General features: G+C 43.3%; 10 protein-coding genes. 9 read left to right on the forward strand and 1 reads right to left on the reverse strand.

The window, feature by feature from the left end:
- The first annotated feature begins 79 nt into the window (after positions 1–79).
- Complete coding sequence (locus ACIZ62_RS05005) at positions 80–751, forward strand: TetR/AcrR family transcriptional regulator (protein WP_111887682.1); 672 nt, start codon at positions 80–82, stop codon at positions 749–751.
- A gap of 445 nt (positions 752–1,196) precedes the next feature.
- Entirely contained in the window at positions 1,197–2,408 is a 1,212-nt protein-coding gene (locus ACIZ62_RS05010; protein ID WP_414151345.1) for an MFS transporter, read from the forward strand.
- Positions 2,409–2,515: 107 nt separating this feature from the next.
- Here the strand turns inward: ACIZ62_RS05010 and ACIZ62_RS05015 are convergent, their stop codons facing one another.
- Positions 2,516–3,667, reverse strand: coding sequence for a 1-deoxy-D-xylulose-5-phosphate reductoisomerase (locus ACIZ62_RS05015; protein WP_414151838.1), 1,152 nt, complete (start codon positions 3,665–3,667; stop codon positions 2,516–2,518).
- A 374-nt stretch (positions 3,668–4,041) separates the two neighbouring features.
- Between ACIZ62_RS05015 and ACIZ62_RS05020 the strand changes: the two genes are divergently transcribed.
- The 7 genes from ACIZ62_RS05020 to uvrB all read left to right on the forward strand — a co-directional run bounded on the left by ACIZ62_RS05020 (position 4,042) and on the right by uvrB (position 13,349).
- Positions 4,042–5,190, forward strand: a complete 1,149-nt coding sequence (locus ACIZ62_RS05020) for an iron-containing alcohol dehydrogenase (RefSeq protein WP_111887680.1) — start codon at positions 4,042–4,044, stop codon at positions 5,188–5,190.
- A gap of 306 nt (positions 5,191–5,496) precedes the next feature.
- Complete coding sequence (locus tag ACIZ62_RS05025; RefSeq protein ID WP_111887679.1) at positions 5,497–6,720, forward strand: murein hydrolase activator EnvC family protein; 1,224 nt, start codon at positions 5,497–5,499, stop codon at positions 6,718–6,720.
- A 398-nt stretch (positions 6,721–7,118) separates the two neighbouring features.
- Positions 7,119–7,808: a cell division ATP-binding protein FtsE gene (gene ftsE, locus ACIZ62_RS05030; RefSeq protein ID WP_111887678.1), complete on the forward strand. Its 690-nt coding sequence runs from the start codon at positions 7,119–7,121 to the stop codon at positions 7,806–7,808.
- The gene (gene ftsX / locus ACIZ62_RS05035; protein WP_414151346.1) at positions 7,774–8,715 is read left to right on the forward strand and encodes a permease-like cell division protein FtsX; all 942 of its coding nucleotides are present in this window, start codon (positions 7,774–7,776) and stop codon (positions 8,713–8,715) included. Before ftsE ends, ftsX begins: the two co-directional genes overlap by 35 nt.
- Before the next feature lie 36 nt (positions 8,716–8,751).
- Positions 8,752–9,921, forward strand: coding sequence for a murein hydrolase activator EnvC family protein (locus tag ACIZ62_RS05040; RefSeq protein ID WP_111887676.1), 1,170 nt, complete (start codon positions 8,752–8,754; stop codon positions 9,919–9,921).
- Between the two features lie 103 nt (positions 9,922–10,024).
- Positions 10,025–11,224: a S41 family peptidase gene (locus tag ACIZ62_RS05045; RefSeq protein WP_111887675.1), complete on the forward strand. Its 1,200-nt coding sequence runs from the start codon at positions 10,025–10,027 to the stop codon at positions 11,222–11,224.
- A 148-nt stretch (positions 11,225–11,372) separates the two neighbouring features.
- Positions 11,373–13,349 (forward strand): excinuclease ABC subunit UvrB, encoded by a 1,977-nt coding sequence (gene uvrB / locus ACIZ62_RS05050; RefSeq protein WP_414151347.1) that lies wholly within the window; start codon positions 11,373–11,375, stop codon positions 13,347–13,349.
- Positions 13,350–13,354 lie beyond the last annotated feature (5 nt).

Below are 13,354 nucleotides of genomic sequence, written 5' to 3' on the forward strand. Positions count from 1 at the left end.
AGTTTTGCTGGAATCAGGGTTGGGCAAAATCTGTTTTTATGCTAAAATAAGTTAACTATTGGAGAGCGAGGAAAAAGATTTGGCTAACTACAAGACTGGGCTGGAAACTAAGCATAAAATTTATGTAACAGCAAAACAATTATTCTATGAGTATGGGTTTGTTAAAACAACTTTAGCAGATATTGCCAAAGCGTCGGGAACAAATAAGGCGATGGTGGCCTATTATTTTAATAACAAAAATAATCTGGCACTTGAGGTTTATAATGAATACATGGTGGCGAATAAAGTCAAAACGCAAAAAGCCATCGATGAAAAGTATCCCGGTTGTAATGCGGTGATAAAAACGGCAATCGAATATCGGGTTCAGAATCGTAACTGTCGCTTAAATCGCCATTTGAATCAATTTTATCATGAATTGTGCGATACTAATATATTGATGAAAACAGAAAGTGCCTCGGTTGGATTTGTCGAAAACATCAACCGGTCTTACAAACTGGGACTTGATCGGCTGGAAGTGAAGGCATTAGCCCTTGCAAACTTGGCCGTGGTTCATGGGCTCCACGTCTCCTGGGGGGGTGGGTATCTGGATTGCAGCAGCGAATATCTGGCCGAGTTGGAAATTCGTTTGCTGTTTCAGAGCCTGCGGTTTGATAATGATTTTATTGACCAGTGTATAAAAGAGTCGCGGGGAATGATTGGTGCAATTAACCTTAGGGTTGAAAAAAACTTTACAGTGGTAGTTGCAGCATAATAGCTTCAATACCGTAATTAAATAGGGAATGATGGTAAAAAGATCAGTTCGATTGCTAAAAACGGCAATTGTATTGATCTTTTTTTAATGTCAAAATCAGAAATGCTCAGATCGCACTACGCGTGTCAGCTTCTTTGTCGGCGTGTATGAACGGACAACAATAAATATGATTAATAATAGTTTAAACAAGGATAATCTCTTTGTAATGCTAACGTTTAAAAAGATAATAGATAAAAAAATACGATAATAATGGATTACATCAAGCGAATAAAGTCTTAATTATAGTAAAATAAAATAAATAACAAAAAATGCGAATAAAATGAGTGACAAATAAATCAGATGATGGTAATATAATCTCAACAAACCAAACGCGATTAATATTTGAAAGGCGGTCCAAATCGTATTGTACAAGCAGTCAAAAAACTATTTTTAAAGGAGTGAAAAAATGAGTGAACAAATGAGCGGACAAAAAAACAGTAATGTGTGGGTCCAGATAGCGGCCTTGTCGGTTGCCTTGCTGATGTACACAACCAGCATGACGACTCCAGCCCTGGGTGAAATCGCAAAAGCGTTTCCAGATGCGGCCCCAGAGACCATTAAGTTATTATCCACAATTCCTTCTCTGATGATGGTGGTCTTCGCATTGGTCGCTGGTAAACTAACCCAGTACATCAGCATCAAAAAGATTATCTCTATTGCTATGATCCTGATGTTCGTCGGCGGGATTCCATCTGCCTTTGTTGGCGATCTGCAATTTATGATCGTGATGCGATTTGTCTTCGGTGCTGGATATGGTTTAGTCTTCCCGATGGCATCGGCAGTTGTCGCAGACCTCTTTACTGGACAGCAGCAGAACAAACTGATGGGCTTCAGAAGTGCCGTTGGGGCGGCGGCAGGTGTCGTGTTCCAGATGATGGGCGGAATCCTGGCAGCCTATAACTGGCGCTATTCTTTTCTGGGTTTTCTACTCATCATCCCGATTGCCCTACTAATCTGGTTTAAATTACCGGATACGGGTGTTAAGAAACCAGAAAAAACGCCTGAATCCGGCATAAAAGAAAAGAAAGTGACATCAATTTCGTTTATTCTGGCGTTCGTCTGTTTATTGGTAAATGTTGTTCAATTCAGTTTTATGACCAATATTGCCATGGTTATTCAGTCTGATGGGCTTGGCAACGCAGCCCAAGCGGCCACCGTCTTAACGGTTTTTACGGGTGCTGCCTTTGTATTGGGACTTTTGTTTGGAAACACCGCAAAACTACTAAAACAATTCACGGTTCCATTTGCTGTCTTAACAGTGGGTCTGGCATTTGTCGTGTTAATATTTGCAAACAGTATGACAATGCTGATTGTTGGCGCAGTCATTTTTGGGATGGGTTTTGGTACCTTTAATCCGGCCATTACAATTGCGGTTGCAAAAAGCGCGGCAAAGCCCAAATACGCAGCGGTTGCGATCTCTATTTATGTCAGTGCAACCGGGATTGGACAATTTATCTCACCTTATCTACTGAAATTCACACGTGAAACCCTGAATTTAACGGCTACCCGGGCGGACTGGCAAATTGCCGCGGCAACCTTAATTGTTGGTAGTGTGGTTTCAATGGTATTGGTTGGGATGTATAGTAAAAAAAGCGATGAAGTCAAGCAGACGGTGTAACATCACCATGTAAAAAAAGACAACCGTAAAACGCGGCGCGAGATACGGTTGTCTTTTTTTGATTATGAGAAGAATAGAAAACAGTAACGCATTAAAGCTTGACTTCGTTAGATCCGTTTTGCCACTGCTCGGGCCCAGGCATCCACAGCCAGCACATCACCAAGGTCTGGATTTGAAATGACCGAGTGTTTTTCCATCACCAGCCGGTTAATTCGGGGAATATCTAAAAAAGTAATCCCCTGATTTAAAAATCGGGCCACCGATATCTCATTGGCGGCATTGAGGGCGCAAGCCATGGTTCCGCCAATATCAAGGGCGTCGTAGGCCAGTTGTAAACAGGGAAAAGTAATCAGATCCGGCGCTTCAAAGCTAAGTTCCCTAACCTTTCCAAAATCCAGAGCCTGGCGGTTATTAGCGATCCGATCCGGATAGAAAAAGGCGATTTGAATCGGCAGTGCCATGTCCGGCATTCCCAATTGGGCGATGGTGGAATGGTCGATGAACTCCACCATCGAATGAATGATACTCTGGGGATGCACCACCACATCAATTTGATCATTTTTCAGATTAAATAGCCATTTGGCTTCAATGACTTCCAAACCCTTATTCATCAGGGTCGCTGAATCAATGGTAATTTTTTTGCCCATCGACCAGTTAGGGTGTTTCAGAGCCTGGGCTAAGGTAACGGATTGCAGTTGTTCCCGTGTTTGGCCCCGGAAAGGCCCACCGGAAGCCGTGATGATGACCCGGTTTATTTCTTCATGCTTGTTTCCCATCAGACATTGAAAGATGGCACTGTGTTCACTGTCCACCGGTAGTAGTGAAACCCCTGCTGCTGCCACTGCATCGATGATGATCTGACCACCGGCTACCAGGGTTTCTTTATTGGCCAGGGCAATATCAATGCCGGCACTGATGGCAGCCAGGGTCGGCTTAAGCCCAATCATACCCGAAACCGCAGTGAGGAGCAGATCGTTTTCTGATGCCGTTGAAACCGCGATGAGCCCCTCTAAACCGGTGACCACTTCCACCTCCGAGCCCTTTTGCTTCATCCGTTTTTCCAGCAACAGTGCGGCGTCTCCATCCATCACACAAACCAGGCGGGGAGCATAGATATCAATTTGTTTTTCCAGCAAATCAATGCGGGTGTTCGTGGTTAAACCGACAATATTTAAAGTGTCACTGTTTTGTGAAACGACTTCCAGAGCCTGGGTTCCAATTGAACCAGTCGACCCAAGGATACTGATATTTTTCATAATTACCTCTTTCACACGCTTAATTCTACAAATAATTACTAAAATCATATAATATAATTCTTAAAAATAAAAGACAAATTAAGCAGATGGAATTGTATTAGAATGAAAGCAGTACCGACAATTATTACATCATGTTGTATGCATCAAGGCGGTCACGGTAAAGCCTGTCCGAGCTTGCCGCATACAACAGATTAATAATTGATCGTACGGGATCTTCAAATTGCTTGAAAGCCGTTTAGTATTAGTTGTGTTTGGTTTATTCCATGTCACTTACCAGTCATTTCAATAATGTATCTCAAACAAGAGAAAATTTCCATTTATTCAGCCATTTCTATGGCATATAATCATGTAAACGAATAAAATTTGGAGGTATTCTTATGGCAAAAACCTATTATTTTCCACCAGTCGTCATTATGGGACCGGGTGCAATTGAACTGATTACACCTGAGATCAAACGGCTGAACGTGAAAAAAGCTTTAGTTGTAACCGATAAAGTACTTGTAGAAGCCGGTATTGTAAAAGACGTACTTGATGTATTAGATGGAGCAAAAGTTCCTTATACTGTTTTTTCAGAAGTTAGACCCAATCCAACGGTTGCCAATGTAAACGCTGGTCTTTTAGTACTACAAGACAACGAATGTGATTTTGTAGTGAGCGTTGGTGGCGGATCACCTCAGGATACCGCCAAGGGGATTGCTATTCTGGCAACCAACCCCGGGGACCTCAGAGATTACGAAGGCGTTGGCAAAACAGCTAATAAATCATTGCCGATTGTGGCGATTAACACCACCGCCGGCACCGCCAGTGAAGCGACGATTAACTATGTCATCACCGACGAAGCGCGTAAACTGAAAATGGTTATTGTTGATCCTAACTGTTTGGCTACTGTCGCGGTCAATGACCCGGTTTTAATGCTGAAAATGCCAAAATCATTAACTGCAGCAACTGGTATGGATGCCTTAACCCATGCGATCGAAGGCTACACCACTGCCGGTGCCTCCCGATTTACGGATCTCTTTAATTTAGAAGCCATCAAAGCCATTTCCGGCAGCTTAAGACAAGCGGTTGAAGACGGTGACGATCTGGATGCCCGTGATGTCATGGCCTATGGTCAGTTTGTCACTGGTTTGGGCTTTTCCAACGCGGGGTTGGGAATCGTTCACTCCATGGCGCACCAGTTAGGCGGCTTCTATGACCTGCCTCATGGTGTTTGCAATGCCATTTTGCTTCCTTATGTAACGGCGTTTAATGCCGATGCCGTCGGTGATCGGTTAAAAGACGTGGCTCAGGCGATGGGTGTCGACACCAGCCGTCGGGAGCCAAAAGAAATTAATATCATGGCCATTGATGCCATCAAAAAACTGTCCAAAGATGTCGGTATACCGACGGGACTCAAAGAAATCGGTGTTAAAGAAGAGGACTTTGGCGAATTGGCAGATCTGGCCCTGGCCGATATCTGTACCGGTGGAAATCCCAAATGCCCAACCAAAGAAGATGTAATATCTATTTATAAAGCGGCTTTTTGAGACCTCTATTTTAGGGCAGTATAAGGCTTATACGCGTCAATGCGAATAATTCGTCTCAAACAGTCATAAAAAAGACATTAAAAAAGATATTCCTAATTTTGGGAGTGTCTTTTTTCTTTGGAATACTAAAATACGTCGCATTTATCTTCCTTTTATACAAAATACTTTCAAGTTATTTTATTATTTTTGTTTTAATTGAAACATGAATATGGTATAATACAACCGTTACAAAAACAATAAAAATTTAAAGTAAACGTAACAACAAATAGACAGGGTCACAATTTTAGATTGTGGGAAAGGGGAAAAATGAAAAAACATCGAATTATAGCAGGAATCGTAACGGGTTCCATGGTTTTGGCATTTTTAACAGCACCCGTCAATGCGGCTTCATTAACCGAGCAGTTAGCAGAAAGCAATGCTCGACAGGCAGCGGCAAGATATCAGGTTGACATGACTCAAAACACCATTAATGGGATTGAAGAAGAAATTACTAAGGTTAATGAAGAGGTTGATCGAATCAGTGGGGTGATTAGCACAATCAATGCCGAAATCGCAGCCATTGAAGTCAATATTGCTAAAAAGCAGGAAGAGCTGAAAATAGCTGAGGCCAAAAAGCTGGAGCAGGAAGAATCGATGAGCGATCGGGTTCGGGCGATGTACATGTACGGTAACGGCAGCGTCATGGAATTTATTTTCTCAGCTTCAGATTTCTCGGATTTTGTTACGAAATTAGATATGTCCCGCTACATCATGAGTGCGGACAAGGGCTCCCTGAATGCTCTGGATGAAACGAAAAAAGTGATCGATGAGAAAAAACTCGGTATTGAGGCAGATCGATTAAAAACTGTTGAGAAGAAAACGGAACAGGAAGTGGTTTTGACACAGCAGGAAGAGATACTGGCTCAAAAAGATCAATTATTGGCCCAAAATCAAGCTGCCCTCAACGAGTATAAAGCCATTGAAGAGGCTGAAGCAGCAACCTCTGCTGATATTGAAGGTCAATTACAAGCCTATTATGAACAACAGCGGGCTGCTGCCGAACAAGCCGCGGCCCAGGCGGCCCAAGCCCAAAGCAGTGGAGACGCTGAAAGCTCCGATGGTTCCACTGGCGGAGATAGCTCAGGTGGTGGTTCAACCGCACCCCCGGTTTATTCCAGCTCTTATGTCTGGCCGTGTTATGGAGAGATCACCAGTCCATTTGGCTGGAGAACCCATCCCATTTGGGGCGATACTCGTTTTCATGCCGGTATTGATATTGGTGCGTCTTCAGGTACTCCGGTAGCTGTTGCTGGTAACGGCACGGTGATCTCGGCTGGTTGGAACGGCGGTTACGGAAACTGTGTCATCGTGGATATCGGTAATGGCTTATCGGCGGTCTATGCCCATTTAAGTGCAATTTATGTCTCATCAGGTGAAACCGTCAGTGCCGGTCAGACCGTTGGTGCCGTTGGCAGTACCGGAGATTCAACCGGAGCGCATCTTCATTATGAAGTACGATTGTATGGGTCGCCAATCGACCCCCATATCTAAAGAAATCTTAATCAATTAAAATAAAAGGAGAAAAGATTTGTGAATTAACAGTCTTTTCTCTTTTATTTTGCAAAAAATTGAATGGTCGGTTGGAAGACGGGATAACATCATAAAAAAGACGAAAACAGATAAATTTAGATACATTTGTTACAAAAAATTTATTTTTTTAATGAAATTATTTGAAAAGTATGCTAAAATAAATTCAGTGATACACGAAGACTCCTCAGAAGGTCAAAAAAGCTCAAAACTTGACTGATATCCAGACGTCTCGGACATTCTCTAGTTAATTAATTATCTTAACTTATCAATAAACACTTAAGAAGAAAATAGGACCATGCATGTTAAAATGGCCCGTCAAAGCGATTAAAATGATAAGTAATTTAGGAGTGGCTTAAAATATGATAGAATTTAAAAATGTAACCAAGGGTTATGATAAAAATAAGAGCGATGCCCTTAAAAATGTGAGTCTCTTTATTGATAAGGGTGAGTTCGTCTTTCTTGTGGGTAGAAGTGGTGCGGGGAAATCCACATTCATTAAACTTCTCTTAAGAGAGATTGAAGCGACCGAAGGATCGGTCTATATTAATAACTTTAATGTGTCAAAATTATCAAAAAAGGAAATTCCCTTTTTAAGACGAAAAATGGGAATTGTATTTCAGGACTTTCGTCTATTGGAAAACAAAAGTGTCTACGAAAATGTGGCCTATGCCATGGAAATTATTGGAAAATCTGAGAAGCAGATTCAAAAGCGGGTGCCCCTGGCTCTGGATATGGTGGGCTTATCCCATCGAATGAACCATTATCCCCATGAGTTATCCGGGGGTGAACAACAAAGAGTGGTCATCGCCCGGGCCATCATTAATAATCCATCTATTTTGATTTGCGATGAGCCCACCGGGAACCTTGACCCGGAAACATCGTATGAAATTATCAGTATTTTAGAAGAAATCAACCGCAGAGGGACGACCATTCTGGTTGTAACCCATGACCGGGAAATTGTGGATACCATGAAAAAACGGGTTTTGACATTGGAAGATGGTGTCCTTAAGGTAGATGATGCGACAGGCAGGTATGGATATGAAGTTTAGTAGCATCAAAACAATGCCTAAAAATGTTGTTCGAGACACGGTTAAAAGTATCGAGCGAAACAACCTGATGAGTGCCGCTTCGGTGCTTTCGGTGATCGCTGCTTTAATTATTCTGGGTATTTTTCTGATTTTAACCATCAATGTTCAGGAAGTGACCAAGGATGTGGAATCAAAACTGGAACTCAAGATATTTCTACAGTCAGACTTTACCGACACTCAGGGAAAAACGATTCAACAGGCCCTTGAAAAAAGTGATCTGATTGAAAGTGTTACCTATGAAAGCGCTGAGGAAGCGTTGGAAAAATTTACGGTTAGTCTGGAAGATTATGCACCACTGCTCAGTGGCTATAATTCTGAAAACAACCCGATGCCGGCCTCCTTTGTTGTTCGGGTAACCGACCCGGAGGATATGGACGAGGTTCAAAAACTGGCGATGTCGTTTAGTGGCAACGGCGTTGAATATGTCCGCTATGGACAGGAATATGTAGAAGCACTAGTAAGTTTTAACAAATTTACCAACACCTTGAGTCTTGTCGTGCTGGTGGTGCTGTCGATGATTTCTATTTTTATTATCTACAATACCATTAAATTAACGGTGTTTGCAAGACGTCGGGAAATTGGAATTATGAAATATGTGGGGGCTACCAACGCCTATATACGGGCACCTTTTATTCTGGAAGGAACCCTGCTTGGTTTAATGGGAGCCATTGTGGCATTCCTGATTATCCGAATTACCTACTATTATATATTAGGTTTAGTTGGCGGAAATCTCTTTCTACCGGTTGATGCCACCCTGGCGCCTCCGGACGCCGTGATGGGACAGCTGATGTTTTTCTTCCTGATTTATGGAGGATTTATTGGTGCAGTGGGCAGTATATTTGCAATTCGCAAATTCTTGGATGTATAAATGATTAGACTGGGTCAAAAACAGGAGGATTGTCGGATGACAAAAAAACAAATTATTTCAGGCATTGTGGGTGTAGTTGTCACACTGGGGATTCTAATATCACCAGCTAATGCAGCATCCCTGACCGAACAACTGGCGGAAAGCAATGAAAAACAGGCAGCAGCTCAATATCAAATCGATATGACACAAAATACCATTGCCGGAATTGAGACTGAAATTGGCAAAGCTAACGACGAAATGAGCCGAATTAACGGTGTCATTGATACAATCAATGCTGAAATTGCAACATTGGAAGCGAATATCGCCAAAACACAGCAGGAATTGGATATTGCCGAAGCCAAACGAAAAGAGCAGGAAGAGTCCATGAATGAGCGTGTGCGTACCATGTACATGTACGGAAATGGCAGTATGCTTGAATTTTTATTTACTTCCAATGACTTTGCCGATTTTGTTACCAAGGTTGACATGTCCCGTTACATTATTGAATCGGATAAGGGATCACTAAACGCTTTGGCGGAAACAAAAAAAGTTATCGATGAGAAAAAAGCAAAAATTGAAGCAGATCGTCTGTTGACAATTTCTAAAAAAGCCGAGCAGGAAGCAGCACTAGCGCAACAAGAAGAAATTAAGGCTCAAAAAGATAGTTTACTCGCTCAAAACCAGGCCATTGTAGCTGAATACCAGGCCATTGTAGCTGCCGAGGCTGCCAATGCAGCGAGTATCGAAGCTCAGGTACGGGAAATGATGGCCGCTCAGGCGGCCGCCTCCGGCGGTTCAACCACGGGAGGAAGCTCAAGCTTTGTGCCATCAAACGGAACCTATCAATGGCCCTGCCCGGGTTATTACCCGATCTATGATGATGATTACTTCGGTACCCGACTCCATCCAATCTGGGGCGATTATCGAACCCATTATGGGGTTGATATGGGCGCGCCATCGGGAACACCAATTATGGCCATGGGTAACGGATCGGTTATCTCAGCAGGCTGGAATGGCGGTTATGGAAACTGTGTGATCATAGATTTAGGTAATGGCCTACAAGCCATGTATGCCCATATGAGTGACTTTGCAGTATCATCAGGGCAAACGGTCAATAAAGGGGATGTGGTTGGTTACGTCGGCTCAACCGGGGATTCTACCGGTGCCCATTTACACTTTGGCGTTCTTTCCGGAGGATCATTTGTCGATCCTTTAGGATATTTTTAAGCGAACCGTTGTAGAATAGAACAAAAGAACAGGAGAAAAGAATCATGATTCTTTTCTCCTGTTCTTTTTGCAGTCAAAAAAATTTAGAATACAGGTGAAGACAATGGAAAATAAACAAAATAAAACAAAGCTTGTCGTGATAATAGTGGTGCTGATCATCACAAACATGATCACCTTTGCAGTAGCAACAACCAGTAATGTACTCCTGGGGAATAAGATGATTATAACTGTCGACAGCAACGAAACAGCGGCCGGTATTAAAAAACTTCTGGTGCTTAAGGAACAGATCGCCTCAGAATATTATCAGGACGTGAATAACACCACCCTGATTGATGGCGCCATTAAAGGGATGTTCGAGAGTTTGGGTGATCCCTATAGCACTTATTATACCTCTGAGGAATTCAGTAAATACATGGAAATGGCCACTGGCTCCTATGAAGGCATTGGGGTGGTGGTAGCAGAGGACGAACAGGGCTATACCTATGTGATTGCACCTCAGAAAGGCACCCCGGCAGATGATGCTGGGATTAAAACCGGTGACAAGATTATTAAGGTAGATGGTGAGGATGTCAGCACCATTGGAGCAGATGCGGTTGTCGCAAAGGTGAAGGGTCCGGCGGATAGTATGGTGAACATTACCATTGCCAGAGGTGAGGAAATCATTGAAATGGAATTGGTGCGAAAAACCATTGAAGCCGTAACCGTGAGATCCCGGGTGATTGGCGATAAAGGTTATATTCAAATCAGCGAGTTTACCGATAAAACAGCAGACGATTTCGAAACCCAGATTAATGAGCTGATGGCCCAAAACATTACCGGCCTGGTCATTGATTTACGTAGTAATCCCGGTGGCGGGGTAAAAGAAGCGGTGGAAATCGCTGACCGTATTCTGGGGCAAACCGTGGTTGTTTATACGGTTGACAAAAAAGGCAATAAGACAGATTACACCTCCGATGGGGAAGAACAGCTTAGTTTACCAATGGTGGCTCTGGTCGATGGAGGAACCGCCAGCTCGGCAGAAATATTAGCTGGTGCTCTGCAGGATACGGGAGCGGCACAATTAGTGGGAACCAAGACATTCGGCAAAGGAATTGTGCAGGAAGTCATCAGCCTCACTGATGGTGGCGGGTTTAAGGTAACAAATTCTGAATACTTCACGCCTAATGGCAATAATATTCACGAAAAAGGACTGGAACCGAATATTGTCATTGAGGCGACTGATTTTATGATGAATAATATTTTCACGGACGAAGAAGATGTCCAACTTCAAAAAGCCCTGGAAGTACTAGGCGTAACCAATTAATTTTTCAAGCATGCCATGATGGTATGCTTTTTCAATGCGATAAAAAATTTAAGATTTTATTAAATCAGAAGGATTATTGATTGCCATTAAAAAAAAGCTATGGTAAAATAATAGAACGAATGTTCATCATAATGATTGGAGAGTGCTGATGAAAGAAATGAAGCATGCTTTTAAGGTTGTCTCGGAATACGAACCCAAGGGCGATCAGGGACCGGCTATAAAAAAAATAGCGCAGGGGATCCAGGATGGTTTGCGATATCAGACCTTATTGGGGGTAACCGGGTCAGGAAAAACCTATACCATGGCCAAGGTTATCGAGGCGGTCCAAAAACCAACGCTTGTGATTGCCCATAATAAGACCCTGGCGGCCCAACTGACCAATGAATTCCGGAGTTTTTTTCCGGATAATGCAGTGGAGTATTTTGTTAGTTATTATGATTATTATCAGCCCGAAGCCTATGTACCTCATTCGGATCTGTTTATTGAAAAAGATTCATCGATTAATGATGAAATAGATAAATTACGTCACTCCGCCACGGCCGCCCTGTTTGAACGAAGGGATGTGATTGTGGTTGCCAGTGTATCCTGTATTTATGGACTGGGAAGTCCCTTTGATTATGAAAACATGATGCTTTCTTTGCGTCCGGGGATGGAAAAAGATCGGGATACGATCATCCGAAAACTGGTGGAAATCCAGTTCACCCGCAACGATATCGCCTTTGAGCGGAACAATTTTCGGGTCAGAGGGGATATTCTGGAGATCTTTCCATCGGCCTCATCAAACAAAGCTATCCGCCTGGAATTCTTCGGTGACGAAATTGAGCGCATTACGGAGATTGATACCTTAACCGGTGAGATATATGGGGAGCTCAACCATGTCTCGATTTTCCCGGCCTCTCACCACACGACCACCCCAGAAAATCTGGAACGGGCGATTTCGGGGATACAGAAAGAACTGCGGCTGCGCTATGACGAATATACACGTAACAATCGTTTAGTAGAAGCCCAGCGAATTCTTCAGCGGACGAATTACGATATTGAAATGCTCCGGGAAATGGGGTATTGCAACGGCATTGAAAATTACACCCGTTACATTAACGGATTGCCCCCGGGATCACCGCCTTATACCCTGATTGACTATTTTCCCAAGGACTTTCTAATCGTTGCCGATGAATCGCACGTATCCATTCCCCAGATTGGCGGGATGTACGCCGGGGATAAGGCCCGAAAAAGCAATCTGGTCGACTATGGTTTTCGTCTGCCTTCGGCCTATGATAACCGGCCGCTGAATTTTTCTGAATTCGAGAGTAAGATTAATCAGATCGTTTTCACCACCGCCACGCCCAGCAAATATGAAAAAGAACACAGTCAGAATACGGTTGAACTAATCATTCGACCCACTGGTCTGATTGATCCCGAGATAACGGTTCGCCCGGTTGCCGGTCAGATTGACGACCTGTTGGGAGAAATAAAACTAACAACCGACAAGGGGAATCGGGTATTGGTCACCACCTTAACGAAGAAAATGGCCGAGGATCTTACTGATTACCTGAAAGAAAATGGGATTCTGGTGAATTATCTGCATTCAGATGTGGATACGATTGAGCGGATGAAAATTCTCAGGGATTTACGCTTAGGCACCTTTGACGTGCTGGTGGGGATCAATCTGCTCCGGGAAGGGCTTGATTTACCGGAAGTTGGTCTGGTCGCGATTTTGGATGCCGATAAAGAAGGCTTCCTCAGATCAGAGACCTCCCTGATTCAAACCGTTGGTCGGGCCGCCCGTAACTTAGAAGGTCATGTCATTATGTATGCCGATAAGATCACCCCCTCCATGGATCGGGCGATTAGCGAAACGAATCGTCGCCGGGCCATTCAAACGGCCCATAATGAAGCCCATCACATTACCCCCAGCTCCGTTAAAAAAGATATCCATTCAATCATTGAGGCAACCAAGGTGGCTGAAGCGTCGGATACCTATGTAATTGGTGATGAAGCAGTGGATATTGATGTTAAAATTAAAGAGTTGGAACTGGAGATGCTGACCGCTGCGGAAGCCCTAGAATTTGAACGGGCTGCCAAACTAAGAGACGAAATCCACCATCTTAAAAATTATCGAAGATAAGTGAC

It is taken from the genome of Acetobacterium carbinolicum, assembly GCF_047456275.1.
GTDB lineage: Bacteria > Bacillota > Clostridia > Eubacteriales > Eubacteriaceae > Acetobacterium > Acetobacterium carbinolicum.

Coding starts and splice junctions, on each gene's coding strand:
- ACIZ62_RS05010 (WP_414151345.1), top strand. CDS start 1,197: ATGAGTGAACAAATGAGCGGACAAAAAAACAGTAATGTGTGGGTCCAG.
- ACIZ62_RS05020 (WP_111887680.1), top strand. CDS start 4,042: ATGGCAAAAACCTATTATTTTCCACCAGTCGTCATTATGGGACCGGGT.
- ACIZ62_RS05025 (WP_111887679.1), top strand. CDS start 5,497: ATGAAAAAACATCGAATTATAGCAGGAATCGTAACGGGTTCCATGGTT.
- ftsE (WP_111887678.1), top strand. CDS start 7,119: ATGATAGAATTTAAAAATGTAACCAAGGGTTATGATAAAAATAAGAGC.
- ftsX (WP_414151346.1), top strand. CDS start 7,774: ATGATGCGACAGGCAGGTATGGATATGAAGTTTAGTAGCATCAAAACA.
- ACIZ62_RS05040 (WP_111887676.1), top strand. CDS start 8,752: ATGACAAAAAAACAAATTATTTCAGGCATTGTGGGTGTAGTTGTCACA.
- ACIZ62_RS05045 (WP_111887675.1), top strand. CDS start 10,025: ATGGAAAATAAACAAAATAAAACAAAGCTTGTCGTGATAATAGTGGTG.
- uvrB (WP_414151347.1), top strand. CDS start 11,373: ATGAAAGAAATGAAGCATGCTTTTAAGGTTGTCTCGGAATACGAACCC.